Below are 21,556 nucleotides of genomic sequence, written 5' to 3' on the forward strand. Positions count from 1 at the left end.
CGATTAACGCGACAGTCGCGCGATTAGACGATGGTTTGCGGCAACGTAGCCTGCCCCGTTGCAGCCTGCTTGATCGCCGCACGGATGCGCACATACGTGCCACAGCGGCACAAATTGCCGGCCATGGCGGTGTCGATATCCGCATCGCTCGGTGTGGGTTTCTGGGCAAGCAACGCCGTCGCGGACATGATTTGTCCGGCCTGGCAATAGCCGCACTGCGCCACCTCGATACCCAGCCACGCCTGCTGCACGCGCTTGCCGATATCCGTGGCGCCGATGCCTTCGATCGTAGTGATTTTCTTGCCCACCGCCCCGGCCACCGGCAACACGCACGAACGCACGGATGCACCGTCCAGATGTACGGTGCACGCGCCGCATTGGGCCATGCCACAACCGAATTTTGTGCCGGTCAAACCGATGACATCGCGCAACACCCACAACAATGGCGTGTCGTCGGGAACGTCGACCGAATAAGGCTTATCGTTTACGGTCAAGGACAACATGAATGCCTCGGCGCTTCAGCGAGGGAAACACGTGGGACCTGGCGCAGTCCGGTCCCGGTCAAATCCATACAGATGGTTGTATACCAAATGACGCCGTCAGACAAACATAATTAATCCGCGCAGCGATAAACGACACGCGCAAACAATAAGCTGGATTATTTCGCAGATCGGCGGATTGGCTAATTGTTTCGATATTCGATAATCGCCCAACGCGTCGCCTCGGGGCGCGTGAATCTGGCGAATATAGCCGCACGCTCCCTAGACAATCGGCACCTGACTGATATTGTTCTTCGGATCCATCCAGAACGATTCGTTGACGAAACGCCCGAATATTTCGCGCGGCAAGACGGATGCACGTTCGACCGGCTCGACCTTAGGGCGCACCGTGTGCAAACCGGGCATGCCGACGCGGGCGTCGAACTCGTCCGCTTGATAAGCGATGTGGTCGAAATCGTGTTCGAACCAGGGTTCGCCGATAAATTGATAAACCGCACGCATGGCCGCTGCCGGATTGCGCACCAGGCTTTCGTAGGTCAGCAGCATCAAGTGACCCGGCGCATATTGGCCGTAGAACGCATCCTTGGTCGCCTGGAAAGCAAAACCCACCATGCCGCGCGGATCGGTCAACGCCTCGATGCGCGAATACACCGTGGTGTTGGTGTCGAATCGAAATACCTTGCTTACGCCGACCGGTTGCTTTCGCACCAGCCGTTCCATGCTGTCCAGCACCCAGGACAATTGGCGCACGCAAGCGATGACTTTCGCTTGCGGAAATAGCATATCGAGCAACTGCATCCGGCTGCACCACAACCGACTGGTGTCGAAGACGAGGCTCGCGTCGCCGTAACCTTCATAGAAGTTCTCAACGAGACCGCGCAGCATCGCGACGCGTTGCTCGTCGGAGACGTCGAACGAAAAATCGTTTTTGCTGCTCGCCTCGGCGATCACCACGCCCATGATGTCGGCAAGCGGGCTGGTCATACCGGCGCGAAAACGCGGATTTTGATTGAGGATGGCGGCCAGCAGCGTGCTGCCCGCGCGCGGCATACCCGAAATGAAATGGAATTTTCGAGCGGGCTTCGCGATCTCGGATGCAGCTGGCATGCGGACACTCTCCTCTGGATCGATGCGGTCGATGGTACGCGATCAGGGCTGCGGTGTCGGCGCCGTGGATGCGCGGATGCACATTTTGTAGTCGACCTCCACCATTCTGGCCTCCCCTTTGTTGAGCACGCGCAGAAACAGCTCCTGCGTGGCGCGTCGCCCCATTTCGCGCACAGGCTGGTGGATAGTGGTGAGCGGCGGCCACACTTGCGTCGCGATCGTCGTATCGTCGAATCCGCAAATGGACATGTCCCGCGGGATCGACACGCCCGCTTCCGCGGCGGCCCAGATCGCGCCGACGGCCATATCGTCGTCGGCCGCAAAGATGGCGGTAGGCCGATGCGGCAAGGCCAGCAATTGACGCATCGCCTCCACACCCGACTCGAACGAAAATCGACCTTGCACCATGTACGCGGGTTCTTCTTTCAGCCCGGCGCGTTCGAGGCCATCCCGATAACCCGCCAAGCGCCAGATGCCGGCGCCATGTTCCGGATCGCCGAGGATATGTGCGATACGGCGATGACCCAGCGATACCAAATGCGCCACCATCGCCGCCGCCGCTTCGCGCTCGCGCAACATCACTCCGATGGAGTCTTCAGGTTCGCGCGGCGCAATCGACGCGAACGGCACGCCGTTCTTGTGCAGGCATTCCAGCAATTGCGGATGATCCGTGATCGGCGGCGTAAGAATCAGTCCGTCGGGCTGATGTCGCGACAGAATGTCTTCGACCCGCTCCACGAAATCCGGCGCCGTCGAAACCAGCGGCTGCACCATCATGCTGTAATGCTGCGCCTCGCACGCCTCCAGCACGCCCGCCTGCACTTCCATGATGTAGCTCGGCGAACGGTTGTCGTACAGCAGGCCGATCATAAAAGATCGGTTCGCCGCCAGACTGCGCGCCGACATCAGCGGCTTATAGTTGAGCGAAGCGACCGCGGATAGCACGCGTTCGCGCATGGACGCGCTCACGTTCGGATCGTTGTTGAGCACCCGCGAAATGGTTTTTTTCGACGTCCCCACGGTACGGGCGACATCGCTGATGGTCACACGCGTCATGCAAATCCAGCCTGATTTATGGAGTCTTTTCCTGCGAAGCGTCCTTCCGGCGCGCGACGGACACCGGCACGCTTTGGGTGGGAACGTTCCAACCGCTCACCTCGATGACCGGCGGCGCGTTCCCCTCCTCCGCAATATGCGCCGTCAGAGTAAGCGATTCGCCTGGCCAGAGTGTGACGTCATTGTCGCTCCATAGGACAGGCAGCGCGAGATTGCCGTCGGCGCGCCTGATGGAGACGTGCTGGAAAAGCGCCATAGACTTGGACCATGCGGGCAACGTTAGCGTGACGGTCACCACATTGCCGCGATCCTCGTGCTCAATCGTCGCGCTCACCTCGGTTTTCTCGCCCGGCAACGACTGTAATGCGGTCAGATCCGCATAGTGCGTCACGGGCGTGAGATACCAGTTCGAATGAGCCCAGTCGAGCGTGTCGGGCTGGGTGGAAAGCCAGTACACGTTGCGGCTCACCGGCTTTTCGTCGGCGGAAACAAGTTCAAGCTCGACGAAGTAAGTCCGCGACAAATCGCCCAGCGCCGGCAGCGTTTCCAGCTGCCGCGTGTGATTGCCTTCGAGATCGATGCCATGCAGTTTTTTCTCGTAACGTACGCTGCCATCCAAGTTACGCATGCGGATGGTTACCTGCAAACCGTGCTCGTCGGTGAGTGTCTGATTGACGAGCAAGATCGCGCGCGTGTCATACGAATATTGGATATGCACCGGCTCGTTGGCTTTTTTGGCGCCAAAATACGCGCCGGCCGGATTCATAAAGTAATCGTACAAATGCCAATGCAACGATGGCCACGCGTTGTTGAGCATCCAATAGATCACGCCCGTCGATGGATTCTCCGCATCCATGTGTGCGTTGAACGCCTCAAACTGTGCACGCACGTTATCGTAGTTTTCGAGTTGGGCTTTGGCAACGTAATCCGCGAGATTTTTGGGCGCGCCATAGCGCGCGGCCAGTGCCGTATCGAAGTCATCGATACGCGAAAACGGCGACCAGGCGGCAGAAGCGTGATACTGCCGCACTTGCGGATATCTCCACAGCGCTTCCAGCTCCTGCGGCGAAAGCATGCGCGTCAAATCTTCCAAACGTGGAATATCGGCGCCAGCGCTGACTTCGGAATCGAAGCCGAACGCGCCGCCCAGTTTGTCGGCGTACCAGTATGCCGGCGGAATCCAAGCGTAAGGTCCGGCCATCTTCATGCCGGATGGGCCGGTTTCTGCCGTACCTTGATCCGATGCCGCGGCGACGATTGGTGTCGGCCAGTCTTCCGCATGCAAGGTATCGACGTACATTTTCGCGATATTCGCAGGCGGCGCATTGTCGCTGCCGATCAAGAAACCGATGACCGACGGATGATTGCGCAACAGACGGGCCTCGCTCGACATGGAATCTTTCGCAACTTGTTCGTCTTCGGCGCTCCATGGCGAGCCTCCCGTTTTGGCGGCAGATTCCCATTTATCGCAGCATTCCCAGCCGGCCAAGATCATGATGCCATAGCGGTCGGCGAGGTCGTAGAAGCGCTCGTTTTCCAACTTGCCTTCACTGCGGATCGTGTTGAGGCCGAGATTTTGAACGTAGCGAAATTCGGCCTCCATGCGCTTGGGATCGTCGCGCAAAAACATATCCGGCGCCCAACCACCGCCGCGAATCAGGATCGGCTTGCCGTTGACGAAAAACTGGCGATAGCCCTGCTTGGTCAGTTGCGATGTAACGCTGCGTATGCCAAATCTGGCTTCGACCTTGTCGGACGTTGCGCCGTCTACGGTGGCGGTCATCTGCAAGGAATACATGGGGTGATCGCCCATGCCAATCGGCCACCAGATTTTCGGATGACTCAGATTAAGAGCTGCGTCAGTGCGCGGTGTAAACGCAACGGTCTGCGTCTCGTTGGGAGCGAGGTGAATCGTCTTGTGCAGCGAAACGCCTGCGACCACGCCGGTAATGGTCGTCTCGCGCGCCACCGCATCGAGGTTTTGCGCTTCCACCTTCACGGCTAGTGCAACATTTGAGAGATCCGGCAACGACAGCGTCGATGTCACGTGCGGAAAGCGCAGCGCCACCGGCCCGGTTTGCACGATATCGACGCCGCGCCATGGACCCATATTGTTGTCAGGCGGCGTTGGATTCCAGTCAACCCAACCGATCGAAAGGCTTCTCCTCGGATCGCCCGGATGCACGCTTAGCGCAAGAACATTGGAGCCGGCACGCACCCATGGCGTTACATCGAAGTCATGCACGGGATAGGCACCGGCGACATTTGCGTGATCGGCCACAAGGTGTCCGTTTACCCACACATCGGCGCTCGCGATCATGCCGTTGGTGCGCAGCAACGTGTGCGCACCGCGGGGTGTTTCGGCAAGTGTGAATTCCGTGCGATACCACCACGGATTCACAAACAAGTTGCCGCTGGCGTCGGGCACCTGCACCGCCTGCAGGTTGTCGCTGTAGAACTCATCCTTGTACGTACCGTTTTCCAGCAGACCAGCCATCACCGTGGCGCGGCCACTTACCGAATACCATCCATCGGTGGAAAAACCAGCTTTGGAAATCTCCGCGCCGCTTTGCTGCGCTTTGTCACTGGATTGAATTTGCCAATGGGCGATGGCGGTAATGGAACCCGCGCGCTCGTGGACTTGCGTGGACTCGGAACCAGCATCAGCAAGAGCAAGTGGCGCACTTACCAGCGCAACCATCGCCATCAACAGCGGTTTGAAAACGATTCGCATGGCGTCAGTCATTCTCAAGATAGGCTTCGCGAATTTCCACCGGCGCAAACGGCCAAGACCGATTGATCTTGGCCCAGATCGCAAACACCGCCAGGCCCACGGCTATCCACGCGCCAGACAGAATCAGCGACATCGCCGACGCCGACACGTAGACATAAATCCAACCCAACAGCGCAATCGCGCACGGCACCGGATACAACCACTGCTTGTACGGACGATAGAGCGTCGGCTGGCGTTTACGCAGCACCACCAATGCAGCGATCTGCGCGATGGACTGCACGATAATCGTGGCGGCGAGAAGCATATTGATGACTTCGGTCAAATCGAAAAACGTGCCTATCGCCGTCACCACGCCCATCGTCAGCAAGGCCACATGCGGAAACCCGTGTTTCGCATGCAACTTGCCGAACACGGACAAGAAGACTTTTTCGTGCGCCGCCTGAAACGGTACCCGTGAACCGCCCAAGAGCCCGGCGAACACCGACGCAAACGCCGTCACGATGATAAGGATTGTCATGACCGAAGCGGCCATATGTCCCCAGCTATGCTCCACCACCAGCGACGCCACCGATTGCGATTGCGCGATTTGTTGCCACGGCACGACGCCAAGCACGCTGATATTGAGCGTGAGATACACAATCATCATTGCGATCACCGAAATGATGATCGACCCGGGCATGGTTCGCCCCGGATTGCGCAATTCGTCGCCCATGTACGCCGTGGTGAAATAACCGAGGTAGTCGTAGATGCCGATGATCAGCCCCGCGCCAAGCCCCACGAAGAAGTGACCGCCGAATACATTGGCCGGATACGCAAATGCGAAGCTTGAATGAAAATCCGAAAAGCCCGCCGCTGACACGCCTATCACCGAGAGCAACATAATGACCCACAGCGCGATCGTCATCGTGCGAATCGATTCGATGCGTCGGTACAACAGCAAGGTAACGATGCCGGTGGACACAAGGCTGATCAGGTGCACCTGCCACCAGCCCAAATGCGGAAAGAAGAACTCCAAATATTCGACCATGCCGATAATGCCGGTCGACATCAGCAACGGTATTGTCAATAACACCGTCCAGATAAATAGAAATGGCATCAACTTGCCGGTGCGATATTGGAACGCCTCGCGCAAGTAAACATACGTTCCACCCGAACCGGGCATCGCGGCGCCCAACTCCGCCCAGACCATACCGTCCGCTACTGCAAGGATGGCGCCGGCAATCCAACCCAACACCGCCTGCGGTCCACCCATGGTGGCAACCATGATCGGAATCGTGATGAACGGCCCGATGCCGCACATCTGGGTCATATTGATCGCCGTTCCCGAGAACAGGCCGATGGAACGGCGGAAATCGCCTTCGCGGGTGGAACGTGTGGATTGGGAGTCCAGCATGTCAGCCTTATTGTTGATCAGAGTTGGACTTACCCGACGTCATTCCGGTCTTCGCCGGAATGACGTCTCGCTTTGAAATTACATCTCACCACTGCCCACGCACGCCTAACATAAACATGCGCTCCGAAAAATTCGAGTGCGCGGGCTGATCGGGCCACACAAGGTAATACCGCTGATATTCATTGGTGAGATTGGTGCCATCCAGGAAGACCTCGGCGTATTTATTGATCTTGTACGACACGGACGCATCGAGATACTTCTGCGGCGCCTCGTACATCTCCATGCCGGTGATGCCGCCGACATCTTCTGACACAGCTCGACGGGAACGATAGTTGTACGCCACGCGCGCCTGGAAGCGATCGCTTTGGTACCACAAGATAAGGTTTCCGGATTGCGTCGAATTGTCCTGGAAGGGAATCTTGCTTCCCGACAGATCCCTTTCACCCGTATTGCTTGGCGCATATGTCGCGTTGAGCTCGATACCCGTCTTGGACAGGAATCCGGGCAAGAACGTGAATCCCTGACGATAATCGAACTCCGCGCCCTGAATGCTGTTGCCCGTGCCCTGCACCGGCTCGGTGATGGTGATGCAGTGATCGCGAACCACGCCATCCTCATCCGGCAGCGTGCAATTGATGACACTACCCATTTTGATAAAGCTTTCGACGTTGATGCGGAATCCCGCGATGCTGATCATGCTGGTGGGATTGATGTAGTACTCCAGCGACGCGCCGTAATTCGTGGAACGCCACGGATTGAGGTTCGGATTACCCGTCGACGTACCCTCCGACACGCGGAACAGCGGGCCTGTCGGCGTTTCCACCAGCGAGTAGTTCAACTGCAAGCCGCCGCCCCATGTGCTGAGATCGAGCGGCATCATGTTCTTCGAATACGCCAGACGCAGTTTCAATGCATCGGTGAGATCCAACGCGAAATTGAGGGCCGGCAATACATCGCGATATTCGCGACGCGTCACCTGCGTGCCGGCATCGGCTGGTTCGTCGCCATAAGCGCCTGGCGCGCCGGTCAAATGCTGCGTCACGTTTAGATTGGTGTTTATGACGCGCGCGCCGACGTTGCCGCTGTACGGCATGCTACCGATCATCCCTTCGAAATCCGCTTGCAGATAGCCGGTCGTTTCTTTCAGACCCACGCCCCAGGTCGTGCCTGGCTCGCCCACGCGCGTGGTGTTGGGATAGAGGGATTTCCAATACGACTCTGGGTCGTCCATGGCGTGCGGATCGATCGCCCAGAAGGTGATGCCAGATCCAAGCAGGTTGGCGTATTCCTTCCAGTTATTGGCGAGCGGCGCCGGCGTGTTCGGCAGTTGCAACGCGGATACCACGCCCGCGCGGTAGTAGCCCAATGCATTGCCGGCGGTGCAAGACCCGCTGTTGAGCACCACGTCGGCGCCCACGTATCGCACCAGGCAACCGTTCGGATCGCTGGCACCGATCCCGGCGTAAACTGGCGTCTCCAACGTGAATCCGACGTTGTTCGCGCTGCGAATCGCATTGCGCACGCCGAAGTCGAGCTTGATACCGTCGCCGAAATCGTAATGCCCATCGAAGCGAAGCGCGTTGAGACCGACCGAGCGATCGTAATCGCCGGAGGATTCCAGCGTCTTCATCGTCCAACCCAAAGGATTGGCGAATTGGCTGGCGAGCGTTCCTGGCATGCTTACCGTGAGATCGCGACCGGTGAAATTCGCGATGATCGGAACGGTATTCTGCGGAACGCCGTTCGCATTGAACACGCGATTTCCGCCGAGTTGGCTGGGATAGATAAAGGTGCCGTAAGGTACTGCGTTGGCCGGCACCCCAGGGTTCAGCACATTCGGCCACAAACCGCCGTCCGAGTCGGAAATATTGATATCGGTTTCGACCAGCGATTGACGCGCCGTATCGCGAATGCCGCGCACGCTGCCAGTGAATGGCCCGCCGTTGTCGAAGTCCACCTGCATATTGAAGTTCTGTGCATACGATTCTTTTCGCATGATTTGCGAAAACGATTCCACGTCGCCCGGCCACTTTTCGTAAACCTGCGTCGTATACAACTGCATGCCGTCCCAACCCGGCTCCGGCGTGCCGTACGAACCGGCAATGGGACTGCCCGTGTTGCGCGATTGCAGCGGCACGTAGGTTGCGCCCTGCCAGTTGGTGGAGTTGAACTGGATGCCGAAGTTGCGATCGAGTTGCGCTTGGTGCGAGTAGAAGTAATCGCTGGTGAGGCTGAGCCCGCTGCCAAGATCCATCTGGAACGAAGCATTACCGGATTTGCGCTTACGTTCGGTGGTGACGTCGTACAGGCTGATGTCCTGGCTTCCCATAAACACGCCGTTGGATTTTCCGTCACCGTTGACATCGACGCTGCCGTCAGGGTTCTGCACAATCTGCGACGGAATCGGCGCGCTGTTCCATGGTGTCAGGAAGCCGTTGTAACCGCCCGCGCTGGCCGCATTCTCGCCGTTCAAAACCACGCCGTATTGATCGAGCCCTTCGGTCGAATTCGTTCGCGTGGTATCGGAGTAATCGGCGGAAACCAGCAATCCCCAGCGACCATTCGCGTTGTACGAAATAAGACCGTTCGCCTCTGGCCCCCATTCATTGCTGGTGCGCCCGCGCTCACCGTCGGCGGAATAGCTGTACGTGAATCCGCTCGGCAAATCCCAGGGACGATACGTATGCAAATCGAGCGAGCCGCTGATGCCGGCGTCGGTAGTGCTGGCGGTGGGCGACTTGATGACGTCCACGCTATGAAACAGCGTCGCCGGCAACATGGTGAAATCAGGCTGTTGCGAATCGATTTGATCCGCGGTGATAAACGCCTCGCCATTGAGCATGGTGCCGACTTCAGGCAAGCCGCGCACATCCACCGTCGTACCCACGCCCGCATCGCGATTGATCTGCACGCCGGTTACGCGCTGCAGCGCGTCGGTGATCGTGACATCGGGCAGCGTGCCGATGCTTTCGGCGGTGATGCTGTCCTGAATATTCGGGGCATCCTTCTTCAATTCGATCGCGCGCATCTGCGACGCGCGCACGCCGACGACGTTGACAGTCGCCAGCGTCGCCGCTTTTTTCTTGGCCTCGTCTTCCGCCTTCTTGGCATCGGGCGACGGCGGCGTCGATGTGTTTTGCGTGGTGGAGGCTGACGCGTCTTGGGCGCCTTGAGGCTGCGACGCCATCGCCGATGTCGCCACGACGGCGAACAACGACATCGATATGGCAAATGACAAGGGGTGCTTGCGATGTAGCGTGTACATGAGCCTTACCTCTTGGTTGATGTCTACAACGCGTACGCCCTAGTGACGCCTATTGCGCGGCGTACCGTTGTCATGCCGATCCCGGTTCATCCGGCCGCGACGCTGCACGTCTCGACCGCTCCCTCTACGTGTTCCTTTGCAACTGCTTATTGCCTACTCGCCGCTTCCGCATCCCCATGCAGACCGCGCCTCAGATACCACTTGGCTGCGCCCAATACGCCTTTGCGGCCGTGCTCCGTCACCCACACTGGAACCTGCGTGAGAAATGCGCGCGCGCTGCGCCCGTGCAGAAATCGTTCTTCGAATGCGCTGCATTCAAGCAAAGCGAACAACGAATGCAGAAAGCCACCGGCCAGATACACGCCGCCCGATGTCATAAAGGTCATGGCGAGGCTGCCGGCAAAACTTCCCAGCGTTGCGCAAAAGATTTCCACCGCTTCCACGGCTTGCGCGTCGCTACGTGACGCAGCGGCAGCCGTGACGGCCTCGGGTGTTAAAAGCGTTGGCGTGGCGCGTTGCAATGCGCACAGCGTCGAATACAACGTCAGCAATCCAGGGCCAGACACGATGCGCTCGTACGCCACGTAGCCACCTTTCGGCGCCAGATGCGCGAGCACCTCGCGTTCGCGAATCGAATTCGGCGCGAAATCCATTTGACCGGCTTCGGTCGCCAGCACATAGCCACCCGCAGAACCCGGCAAATAAACGGCCGCGCCGAGTCCGGTTCCTGGTCCAATCACCAAGGTCGCGCCATCGACTTGCACGTCCGGTCCGCAAAGAAGACGCGCGTCGCCGTGATCGTGATGGTCGAAGCTGTATCCCAGCGCCTCGAAATCGTTGAGAACGGCGATATCGTCCAGCGCCATCGCGTGGCGAACTTGCGACAAGTGGATGGGCCACGCGGAGTTGTCGTTCACCACCTCGTCGCCCATGACCTGACCAGCGCAGGCGATCACGCAGTGACGAACCGTCGTCCGAGCATCGACGTCGACGAAGGTCTGCAACAGTTCGGCCAGTCCACCGAATTCGGCGCACGCAAACTTGCGATAGGCCAAAACTTCGACCTCGCGGCCCTCGCCCCGCGAGTTCCGCATCAAGGCGACGCGCGCATAGGTACCGCCGACATCCGCCGCCAGAAACGGCATCGTCGGAACACTCGCTGGTCGATCCAGAGGGTCGATGACTGCGTTCACTGTGCCTCCCCGCACCGGAACGGCGATCAGCTTGCGAGTCATTGTCACCGGTGTCAACTTGCGACGCAGAATATATATTTGACTTACAATATATTATTTATAATATTGATATTACGATGATATTTTTATAAGAACTGCTCAAGAATTCGACAAATATGCGGCCATGCACAAAAAGTGCGATTTGCCTCGAATTAATCATGGCGGCGACGGGAATTAGGGCGCTGAAAAATCACGCCCTTCCATGGCGTCTCATCTTCGGACGACGCAGAGCATCGCGCCTGGTGAAATGTTTGCGCCTCGCCGTCGGTTATTTCGCCGACTTCTCGAGGGTGATTTGCGCCGCCTGCTCGAAGGATCGTGCGATGCGATCGATATGCTCGCCCAGCTCCGGCGGCTCCTGGGCTTCCAAAAGATTGGGAAGAAACACGGCAACGATCACCACATTCGCAAATCGCTCCCGCTCGCGCATCTGCCCTGCGACAGCGTCGCTGGATTCCCACGCGCCAGCGCCTGATGCATTGACGACATGAATCATGGAAACGGCGTTGCGCGTCGCTTCCGGATGATGCTCCGCTTCGAAATCTTCGATGTCTTTGACGGAGACGTGTCGTGCATCGACGCGAAGTTCGCGGAGTATGCGCACCAGTATTTCTGTCGCCATATCGTCATAGCGATTGCCGCTGCCCATGCATAGCACGATGGTTCCCGGCGCCACGGCCAACGGACCTTGCCAACGTCCCGCGACATGCTCGCGTTGCTGACGCAAGTAATGAACGAGATTATCGTCCTCTAAAACGGACGCACGTCGGCGCCAACGCGGCTCCGATGGCGTCTCCCTTCCAACGACCTCGAGCACCCTCACGATTGCCGTTCTGGCTTTGAGCAGTTGCTCGGGACCAATCGCTTTTTGCGCCAGATCCATCTGCGCGAGCTGCAGAGCCGGCAGCAGCACGACATCGCAGTAGCGTGCGAACGACCATTGCCTTAAAAACGTGCGCGCCGCCGCGATGATTTCATCGGCATCGCCGGAAAGCGCGCGTTGATAGAAGCGCTCCGGCAGCGTCAGCGCCGGTGTATCGCCAAGCAGAATGCCCAGCAGCGTAAATGCTCTGACATGCCTTCCGACGACCACGAGGCAAAGCGTCAACGGCGTCGACAACACCAACCCCATCGGGCCCCAAAGCCAACTCCAAAAGATGGCCGACACCACCACGGCGAGCGGCGACAGGCCCGTAGCATGTCCGTACAACTGAGGTTCGAGCAACTGACTCACCAGCGCTTCGACAACGACAAACAAACCCAATGTCATCAGCATCAGCGACCATCCCGGCGTGACGGCCGCAGCGAGCAACGCCGCAAGCAGCGCGGCGATCCACACGCCGACGTAAGGCACGAAACGCAACACCGCGGTCAGCGCGCCCCAAAGCAGCGCGTTGGGCAAACCAATCGCCGCCAAACCCAGCCATATCGCAATGCCCACACCGAAATTGACGGAAAACTGGGATACGAAGAACCGAGAAAGACGCTCGCCGGCGTCATTGATGGCCGCGGTCGTGGCGCGCAAATCGGCGCCGCCGATCGCGCGAATAAAACGATCGCGCAAGGACTCGTATTCGAGCAACACAAACACCAGCACGACCAACACGATGCCTGCCGTCTCCAGCGGACTCCACAGCGACGACAACACCCTTCGTATCGCGCCCCATGGGGTGGCGAACGCCGAAACGTCTATCGCATTGGCATTGGCAGGCACAACAGGCGCTTGTTGAATCTGTCCTGCACCGCTCTGGCCGCCAAAGGCGTTGAACACCTTGCCAGCCTCGCCGCTCATCGCTTCCAGTCGAGCCACCGTTAGATCGTGCAAGACCTGCAGCTTGGCTTGGACGGTCATTTCATATTGGGGAAGGCTTTCCGCCAAATGCACGACCTGGGAGCCGATGACTGTCATAAGTCCGGCGGCCACCGTGGCGAGCAATAAAACCGCGATCAACACGGCATACGCATGGCCCAACCTGACCTTCTGCAGCACACGAACGAACGGCGCCATCAGCAAGGCCAAGATCAAGGCCAAGATAATCGGAACCAGCACGTCCTTGCCGAAATACAGCAACGCAAACACCACGCCTGTAGCGATAACGATCAGCGACCGTTGAACGGGCGATGCGACGGATTGCGGATCTGGCGAAAGCGTCATGATGAATAGGTCGACCGGAGTGGGCAGGTTCGCGAATACGGATCATGTATTCGGCGATAAGCCTGCCACAAACCGGAAGCGCACACTGCATCGCATCGCCCAAAATGGTGGCCCGCCAGAATGGCGCACGAGCAATGTCCGCCTAACGGGCTCCAAGATGCCCTCGGAGACCTATTTATTTCCCCCGTAGTAACTCACAGACGCGTCGATCTCATCCGCAGTCATATGGCGCGCGACATTTCGCATTTGAGCGCTGATGTCATTGTGGCGACTGCCGCTCGCGAAAGATTCGAGCTGATTTTTTAAATAATCACGAGGCTGCGGACCAAGCCACGGCGCGCCCAGCTTGCTCGCCAGGTCGCCGTGACAGGAACCGCACGGGGCAATGTTACGCATCGGAGAACCGGTGGCGACGATATCGGGCATCTGATTCGCGTCTGGCGCGCGATCGCGCGGCAACGATGCGTAATACGCCGACAGGTCGCGGAAATCCTGGTCGCTGAGGCCGACCACCATCGGCGCCATCACGGCGCTCGTACGCGCGCCGCTTTGGAAATCGCGAAGCTCTTTGTAAATCGAAGGCGCGAATTGCCCCGCCAGATTCGGCGTATTCGCCGCACTCACCCCACGCGCGCCATGACACATGGTGCAACGTAGCGCTAACGTCGCGCCCCTACCGATAGCCGTGCCGTTGGATCGACCGCCAAGCATTTTAGGCGTCAGCACCACGCTCGATACTGGCGACTTCGGCAAAACCGGCGGACTTGTTTCGCTCAGCCAAGCCCTGGGCGCCCCTGCAGCGCTGCAGATGGCATTCAACAGACCTTTGAATAACGCATCGTCTTGCGCCGAGGGCAGCCAAACGAATCCCACGAAGGCCGAAAAAACAAACAATAAGAGAACCGCCCCGACGCTCCCCGTAAACCAAGGATTTCGAAGCGATACAAGACGCTGCCGTTGGTCGGTCATCGGTCCGCTCCGACAAATACCGCGGGAACCTTGCCTCCATGCGCATTCAAAAGCTGGATGATCGGATAGCCGTAATTCGTAATCGTCAGCGCGATCATCAATGCCACCCAAAGTCCCAGGCCATTCAAGGCCAACGGGAGCGACGTGGGTTCGTGAACTGCTCGACTGAAGGTGTACGGCTGCGTCTCAACGGCGCCCGTCGAATGGTTGCGAATAAGCACGAGAAGAAACAACGCAGCCGAAATGACGAGCAACGCGCCGCCAAATGTCGAAATGATTACCGAAATACCTTCAACGGACATTCCAGGCGCTGTGTAATCGAAATAAGCCATGCGCCGCGGCATACCGAGTATGCCGACGTAGTGCCACGGGAACGTCGTGACGATCATGCCGATGAACCATAGCCACAATTGTGCACGAATCAGCCCGAGGTCGCGCATCGCCCGCCCTGTAAGCTGCGGCCACAAATCATAGGCAATGGCGAAATACATGATGACGATCGCGCCGCCGAAAATCAGATGAAAATGTCCCGTTACCCATTGCGTATTGTGAATGGTCGAATCCAGCTGATAGCTCATATTGATCAAGCCGCCCGCGCCGCCGAAGCCCAACATCACCAGCGAGAACGCCAGCGCCAGCATTTGCGGATGATCCCAAGGCAGTGCCTTGAGCCAACCGAATACGCCCTTTCCACCCCGCAACCGGGCGGCGATTTCGACGGAAGCGGAGATGGTAAAAACCGTCAGCAGCGTCGGTATCGCCACCATCGCCGTAAATACGGAGTGGATAAATTTAAAACCCGAACCCACCTGCGGATCGGCGAACAAATGGTGGATGCCGATAGGCATCGAAAACACCAGAAACAATGCGAACGAAATTCGAGCCATCGTATCGCTGTAAAGACGGCCGCCGATCGCACGCGGAACGATCGTATAAAAAGCAATGTAAGCCGGCATCAGCCAAAAATAGACGATGGCATGGAGCGTCCACGAAAACAGGACGCGCGAAAGTCCCGCATTGATTGTGCTCGAAAAGCCGAGTGCGACAGGCAATATTTGAAACAGCAACTCAAGCGCCGCGCCCACCGCCGTCCAACCCCAAAGGTAAGCGCCGGCCACATTGGCGAACATGGCAAGTGGAACAGGCGCACCCGGATTGGCGCGTTTCCACGCGTAGAGATTGACGCCCATTAGCGCAACCCAAATCCACGATCCCACCACGACCAGCACCACGCCGATGTAGTAGAACGCGTTACCGATCATCGGCGGATAGAACGTATAGAGCACCGAATCCAGGCCAAGGGCCACAGGCACTATGGCTGCAGCAGATCCCACAATGATCATGTAGAAGCCAGCCCACGCCCAGCGCACACCGATCAGCGATTGCTTGAGCGCCAACTCGCAAATGGCGTAACCGAATCCCATCGCGACCAGCGTCGGAAAGACGTAACCCATAACGGTGCCGTGCGCCGTGACGGATCGATAGTAGATATCCGGGTTGTGCAACCAGGCATGCAAGGGGCTGCGAATAAACATCTGCCACTCGCCAAGGAGAATGGCGAGGCCGAAGACGGCAAATGCCAGCCAGAAATGAGCAAGGACGAGTCGCTTGTTAAAGATCACAAGTGGGTCTCCTCGTGCTGTTGGCCATTTTCAAAAAGGCCTCTTTATCGACGACCTTTACATTCGCCCACATCGCCTCATGACCCACGCCGCAATACTCATGGCAAGGCATCAAATGATTACCGGTAGTTTCAAATTCAGTTTTGAAGGTCGAGATGTAACCAGGCTCGACCATCGAATTGATATTGGTGCCGGTAATCAGCATGCCGTGAATCACGTCCGCACTCGTCGCGCGAAAGACGATCGGCGTCTTTGACGGCACCACCATGCATTGCGGCGTAAACGAATATTGCTGGCCCACCAAACGCACAGTGACCGAGCCGTCGGGTTCGACGGCGCTCCCAAGGTTGCTTTCGACGAATTCGCCCGACACATGCAAGGTCGACGGATCGATCGTCTCAACGCGGGAGGGCGGCATCATCGCCCAATGCAGGCCGGTAAAAATAACGACCGCAACCAGCAATGCAATGATGGCGATCACCGAAAAAGCCCATCGCCGCTCGATCCGCGCCGCCAGTGCGGCGGTATCGTGCGACTCTCCGGAAAACGTTTGGGCCATGAGCGTTCCCTTTTAATGAATCACGCCACGCGGGAGAAAAACCAAAAAGTAGAAAAGAAACCACAGCGCTATCACGATGGCCACAGCGATACCGGCGACCATCAGCGCGCCGCGAGGCCCGCTGCGCACAATCTCCTCGACGCGCGCATCGTCGGCCTGTGCGTTTTTGTCCGTATGCTCGACCATCGGTATCTCGCACCTCGCTAATTGAGTGGAGCCGAACGCAATGCGTTGACATCCTGCGCTGTGATAGCCGTTCCGCGGTTGTCCCACGCCGTTCGAATGTAGGTCACGACCGCCGCAACCTCTTCGTCCGACAACGTTTGCGCAAACGGCGGCATGCCGTAAGGCCTCGGATTGCGGATCGTTCCTGGCGGATATCCCCCATTGAGCACCATTCGAATCGGATTGACCGAGGAGGTCATCTGAATCGACTGATTTCCGGCAAGCGGTGGAAAATCCCAGCCGCGCCCTTCCCCATTCGTTCCATGGCACGTCGCGCATTGCGCCGCGTAGATTTTTTTACCCAAGGGATAAAGACGAAGCTTGTCCTGCGTTTGCGCTTCCGTCGCCGGCGCGGTGCCGCCCGTGGATGGCAACGCTTTGAGATATACCGCCATGGCGTGAATATCGGCGTCCGACAAATACTGCAGACTGTTGTAGACGACTTCCGCCATCGGCCCGTAGACCGCTCCTCGCGTCGATACACCGGCTTGAAGAAGATCGGAAATATCCTTGAGGCTCCAGTCGCCAAGCCCTGCTTCGCGATTGGAGGTCAGCGATGGCGCATACCATTCCTGCATCGGAATCAGGCCACCCTGAAACGCTTGCGCCTGCGAGCTGCCGCCCAGTGCGTTGATGGCGGTGTGACACATCGAACAGTGTCCCAACCCTTCCACCAGGTATGCGCCACGGTTCCATTCGCTCGATTTCGAGGAATCTGGCTTGTATTCACCCTCCTGAAAATAGAGCGTGCGCCAGCCGAGTAGCAGGTTTCGATTGTTGTAAGGGAATCGCAAATCCTGTTCGTGATTTTCTTGATGCACCGGCGGCACGGTTTTCAAATACGCGAAAATGGCGTCGGAATCCGCGCGCGTTACCTTGGTATAGGCCGCAAACGGCATCGCCGGATAGAGCAACGCCCCGGATCGCGTTTTCCCGGTATGCAACATCGCGTAAAACTCATCCGCGCTCCAGGCGCCTATGCCCGTTGCCGCATCCGGCGAAATATTCGGCGAGTAAAGCGTGCCGAATGGCGTCGCCATGGCTCGGCCGCCGGCAAACGGCTTATCGCCCGGATTGCTATGGCACGCGATGCAATCACCCGCTCGCGCAAGGTACTCGCCTTGGGCAACGGTCGACGTGTCCTGCGATTTCGCAGGTTGTACCGCAAGCATGAAACAAAGAAGCGATGGCAACGCAAACGTACCTAATGCGCGGCGTTCCGAAATTGGCGACAGCTTGCTCATTTCGTCTCCGTACCTTCGCAGGTAAGCGCCAGCTTCAACGATCCGGCCGGGGCGGGAGCGGGATTCGCAGGTGCGGGAAGCGACGAAAGATACGCTGACGCCGCCGTGATATCCGCCTCCGATAACCGGCTCGTCAGTGTCTGCATGCAGTTAGGTTTGTTGGCAATGCGCGTCCCATAACGGGAGGCGCCGAGCTGGGCACTGATGTACTTGCTGTGCAGGCCGAGCAGGCCAGGAATATCGGGCGCAACACCTGTCAATGACACACCATGGCAGGCGACGCACGCGGGGATATGCCGTGCCTCGTCGCCGGTCAGCACCAGCTTTTTCCCTAACGCCAGCACTTGTGCGCCCACATTGGTTTTCGGCATCGCAGGAAAAGGTGTTTGCTGCGCGGCAAAGTAGTCCGCCATTTCACGCAAATACGTATCCGGCAAATACGCCAGCAAATAATTCATGGGCGGATATTTGCGCTGGCCATCGCGAAACGCGACTAGTTGGTTATACAAATAACCGGGCGGTTTTCCTGCCAGACGCGGGAAATAATCGTCGCCGCTGCCCCGCCCTTGCTCGCCGTGACAAGCGGTGCAGGCCATAACGCGCGTAGCGGTCGAATCGGATGCGGTGACGGTGCTTTGCGCTTGCGCCTGGAGGCGGCCACTGACGGCAAAAAGAGCGGCGATCATGACAAAGACGGCGATGCGACGGGAGGCTGCGAGAAAATCGCTGAAACGACAGTCGACCTTCCTCATGGGATCAACCCTCTACCAATGGTGAATTGGTGAGACCAACGCCAACAGTGAAATCGCCCAATCCGCAATATACGAAGATCGGGTCGCCGTCGCAAGGCGAAAGCTGCGCATTGAATCGACTGATTACGGCCGTCCAAATCACATTGCGCAAAACGCCGACTCCTTATTCACCCTGATTTTTACCGGTATTTTTAACGAAATTCCTCGGCGCAAATTTATCATCGGCGTTCGAGGCATGCCTTGATCCAAATCAAATGCATGCGACTCAATGCGTTCGGCAACCTTTATGCCATCGTCGTGAAAGTGAAACGATTCATCCGTCGATGAGCATGACTCGCATTTGAATCCAGAAATCGCCGATCGCTTTTATTCAAATCGCAGCAGGATTGTTCTGCCTGATCCGATTTGCGTAGGGCTCACCCGCGCGCGGCATTCTCTTGCCCGTGATGGCAAGCATCGCCCTTGACCGCACCACTCGCGTACCACTTGATCTAGATCAAGGCGGTCACCCCGCCAGTTCCTTCACACTGAGAATCATCTCGCTACGTGTATATCTGTTCCGACCGATTCTCGCGTCCGCGACGCCGATATCTGTTGAACACCACCACCATGCGCATGGGACCTAATGCGGTTGTCAGCCACACTTCGCCAACAATTCACGTACCATATGAAAGTCGTCGCTGACCCAGGTTTATTCAAACCCATGCGTTCGGAACACAAAGCCGGCAGGTCACCCGACACGTACAATCCGATCGCCGACGATGGCGATGCCGAGCATTTTTGCAACACCTGCGCTTTTAGCGGCGCATGCCTCGCGGTAGGTTACGGCAAACCAGAGCTTGCCCAGTTGCATTGTCTTGTGGAGCACTTCGGCCCCTATCACGAAGGCGAAACTATTTTTCGAAACGGCGATCCGTTCCGAGCGATTTTCGCGGTACGCGCCGGCACCGTAAAAACCTGTCTGACCGACGAGGAAGGTCGCGAACATGTGCTCGGGTTCTATTTACCCGGCGAAGTCATCGGTCTCAATGCGATTTACCCGGACCATTTCCCGTGCGACGCCGTCGCATTAGAGGACGCGCAGTTTTGTCGTTTTTCGTTTCCAGCCATGAGTGCGCTCGCCTCGCGCATTCCAGCCATCCAGCATCATTTGTTTCGACTGATCAGCAAGGAACTTGGTAACGCCACGCTGCTTGCGGGCGATCACAGTGCGGATGAAAGAATGGCGGCGTTTATGGTCGACCTCGGCGAGCGTTATGCCGCACGCGGTTTTTCCGGCACGCATTTCCTATTGAGCATGTCGCGCGGCGATATCGCCAATTATCTACGGCTTGCTCCGGAGACCGTTAGTCGCGTACTCAGTCGTTTTCGCACGCAAGGGTTAATCGATGTCGATGGTCGCACCTTGGTGCTGCGCAACCCAGCGCAATTGCGCACGATCGGTCGCAGCCTGCTGTCGAAGTGACGGCCGCTTAATCCTTGTTTTCAGGTATTTCCCATGATGCGTGACCCGCAGCCGCGCGCCGTCGATTTGTCGACGGAGCCATTCCCAACTTTGTTCGCCGCACCGCATCGTCTGATGTTCTTCGCCGGCGCGCTCGCCGTATTGACCAGTATGAGCTGGTGGGCGCTGCAGCTCGCCGCTTGGCGTTTCGGTTGGATCGGATGGCCCACGCCACCCATTTCACCGGTATCGGCGCACGCCATATTGACGCAATACGGCATGCTTCCGCTTTTCATATTCGGTTTTTTATTGACGGTGTTTCCGCGTTGGTTGAATCGACCGGCGCTGTCGCGCGCGCACTACATCCCCGTGGCCGGCGCGGTATTCGGCGGCTATCTGATTGCGAATGCGGGACTGCTTGGATGGCCTTGGGCGTTGAGCCTCGGTATCGAAGTGATGGCGGCAGGCTATGTTGCCACTCTCTTGATCCTCGGTAACGTGCTGCGCGCGGCCGAACAACGCCCTATCCATGCATGGTCGTGCATGGTTGCACTAACTGTAGGTACCGCAGGCCTGCTGATGTTTCTGGCGTATTTATTCGGCGCTTCGCCGGTGCTTATGCCGATTGCAATCGACCTGGGCACTTTCGGCCTGTTGTTGCCCATCTACTTCACCGTATGCCATCGCATGATTCCGTTTTTCAGTGGCAATGTCGCGGCGAATTACGTCGTGCGGCGCCCTGCATGGAGCATACCGCTTGTGTGGGCGTTGCTTTTGGCGCATACGTTTTTGGAGCTGCGCGGCCACCAGGCGTGGCGTTGGCTTGCGGACGCGCCGTTGGCGTTTGTCTTCGCTTGGCATGCGTGCGCATGGCAACCGTGGAAAAGCACGCATCCGGGCTTGCTGGCCGTGTTGCATCTCTCTTTCGCATGGCTGCCCATTGCGTTTGTGCTTTATGCGGTGCAAAGCGCATGGTTGATGTTCGGCCATACAGCCATCCTCGGTTATGCACCGCTGCACATCATGACCATCGGCTATTTCGGATCGATGTTAGTGGCGATGGTGACGCGTGTAACACATGGTCACTCCGGGCGACCTTTGCAAATGACGGCTATACCCTGGCTGTGCTTCGTGTTGTTGCAAATCGTCGTCGTCTTGCGCGTGCGCGCGGAGTTCGGCGCCCATCAGCTTACCTGGCTGCTGATTGCCGCATGCGGCTGGCTGGTGGCATTTCTGCCTTGGGTGCTGCGTTCGTTGTGGATTTATCTGATGCCGCGCGCGGACGGCAAACCCGGCTAG

16 protein-coding genes are annotated in these 21,556 nt (G+C 58.0%); 2 read left to right on the forward strand and 14 right to left on the reverse strand.

From position 1 onward, the window contains the following. Positions 1-23: 23 nt before the first annotated feature. The 14 genes from L0U79_RS12735 to L0U79_RS12800 all read right to left on the reverse strand — a co-directional run bounded on the left by L0U79_RS12735 (position 24) and on the right by L0U79_RS12800 (position 18,813). Positions 24-503, reverse strand: a complete 480-nt coding sequence (locus L0U79_RS12735; RefSeq protein WP_233842648.1) for a (2Fe-2S)-binding protein — start codon at positions 501-503, stop codon at positions 24-26. A 258-nt stretch (positions 504-761) separates the two neighbouring features. Further along, positions 762-1,607: a sulfotransferase gene (locus L0U79_RS12740; RefSeq protein ID WP_233842649.1), complete on the reverse strand. Its 846-nt coding sequence runs from the start codon at positions 1,605-1,607 to the stop codon at positions 762-764. 42 nt (positions 1,608-1,649) lie between these two features. Continuing rightward, entirely contained in the window at positions 1,650-2,663 is a 1,014-nt protein-coding gene (locus L0U79_RS12745; RefSeq protein ID WP_233842650.1) for a LacI family DNA-binding transcriptional regulator, read from the reverse strand. Positions 2,664-2,679: 16 nt separating this feature from the next. Beyond that, on the reverse strand, positions 2,680-5,397 hold the full coding sequence (locus L0U79_RS12750; RefSeq protein ID WP_233842651.1) for a sugar-binding domain-containing protein: 2,718 nt from the start codon (positions 5,395-5,397) through the stop codon (positions 2,680-2,682). Between the two features lie 4 nt (positions 5,398-5,401). Next, positions 5,402-6,790 (reverse strand): APC family permease, encoded by a 1,389-nt coding sequence (locus L0U79_RS12755; protein WP_233842652.1) that lies wholly within the window; start codon positions 6,788-6,790, stop codon positions 5,402-5,404. Positions 6,791-6,875: 85 nt separating this feature from the next. Continuing rightward, positions 6,876-10,055 (reverse strand): TonB-dependent receptor, encoded by a 3,180-nt coding sequence (locus tag L0U79_RS12760; protein ID WP_233842653.1) that lies wholly within the window; start codon positions 10,053-10,055, stop codon positions 6,876-6,878. A 146-nt stretch (positions 10,056-10,201) separates the two neighbouring features. Further along, the gene (locus L0U79_RS12765; protein WP_233842654.1) at positions 10,202-11,248 is read right to left on the reverse strand and encodes a glucokinase; all 1,047 of its coding nucleotides are present in this window, start codon (positions 11,246-11,248) and stop codon (positions 10,202-10,204) included. Between the two features lie 307 nt (positions 11,249-11,555). After that, positions 11,556-13,442 (reverse strand): AI-2E family transporter, encoded by a 1,887-nt coding sequence (locus L0U79_RS12770; protein ID WP_233842655.1) that lies wholly within the window; start codon positions 13,440-13,442, stop codon positions 11,556-11,558. A 171-nt stretch (positions 13,443-13,613) separates the two neighbouring features. Further along, complete coding sequence (locus L0U79_RS12775; protein ID WP_233842656.1) at positions 13,614-14,411, reverse strand: c-type cytochrome; 798 nt, start codon at positions 14,409-14,411, stop codon at positions 13,614-13,616. Then, positions 14,408-16,033 (reverse strand): b(o/a)3-type cytochrome-c oxidase subunit 1, encoded by a 1,626-nt coding sequence (locus tag L0U79_RS12780; RefSeq protein WP_233842657.1) that lies wholly within the window; start codon positions 16,031-16,033, stop codon positions 14,408-14,410. The genes L0U79_RS12775 and L0U79_RS12780 overlap by 4 nt, the downstream gene beginning before the upstream one ends. Then, on the reverse strand, positions 16,023-16,592 hold the full coding sequence (locus tag L0U79_RS12785) for a hypothetical protein (RefSeq protein WP_233842658.1): 570 nt from the start codon (positions 16,590-16,592) through the stop codon (positions 16,023-16,025). Before L0U79_RS12785 ends, L0U79_RS12780 begins: the two co-directional genes overlap by 11 nt. A gap of 12 nt (positions 16,593-16,604) precedes the next feature. Then, on the reverse strand, positions 16,605-16,778 hold the full coding sequence (locus L0U79_RS12790; RefSeq protein ID WP_233842659.1) for a hypothetical protein: 174 nt from the start codon (positions 16,776-16,778) through the stop codon (positions 16,605-16,607). Positions 16,779-16,795: 17 nt separating this feature from the next. After that, positions 16,796-18,061: a c-type cytochrome gene (locus L0U79_RS12795; RefSeq protein ID WP_233842660.1), complete on the reverse strand. Its 1,266-nt coding sequence runs from the start codon at positions 18,059-18,061 to the stop codon at positions 16,796-16,798. Next, positions 18,058-18,813: a c-type cytochrome gene (locus L0U79_RS12800; protein WP_233842661.1), complete on the reverse strand. Its 756-nt coding sequence runs from the start codon at positions 18,811-18,813 to the stop codon at positions 18,058-18,060. Before L0U79_RS12800 ends, L0U79_RS12795 begins: the two co-directional genes overlap by 4 nt. A gap of 703 nt (positions 18,814-19,516) precedes the next feature. On the opposite strand from L0U79_RS12800, the gene L0U79_RS12805 reads away from it, so the two are divergent. Next, the gene (locus L0U79_RS12805; RefSeq protein WP_233842662.1) at positions 19,517-20,278 is read left to right on the forward strand and encodes a helix-turn-helix domain-containing protein; all 762 of its coding nucleotides are present in this window, start codon (positions 19,517-19,519) and stop codon (positions 20,276-20,278) included. A 33-nt stretch (positions 20,279-20,311) separates the two neighbouring features. Next, positions 20,312-21,556 (forward strand): NnrS family protein, encoded by a 1,245-nt coding sequence (locus L0U79_RS12810; RefSeq protein ID WP_345778434.1) that lies wholly within the window; start codon positions 20,312-20,314, stop codon positions 21,554-21,556.

Source organism: Dyella sp. 2HG41-7, from assembly GCF_021390675.1.
Taxonomy (GTDB): Bacteria; Pseudomonadota; Gammaproteobacteria; order Xanthomonadales; family Rhodanobacteraceae; genus Dyella_B.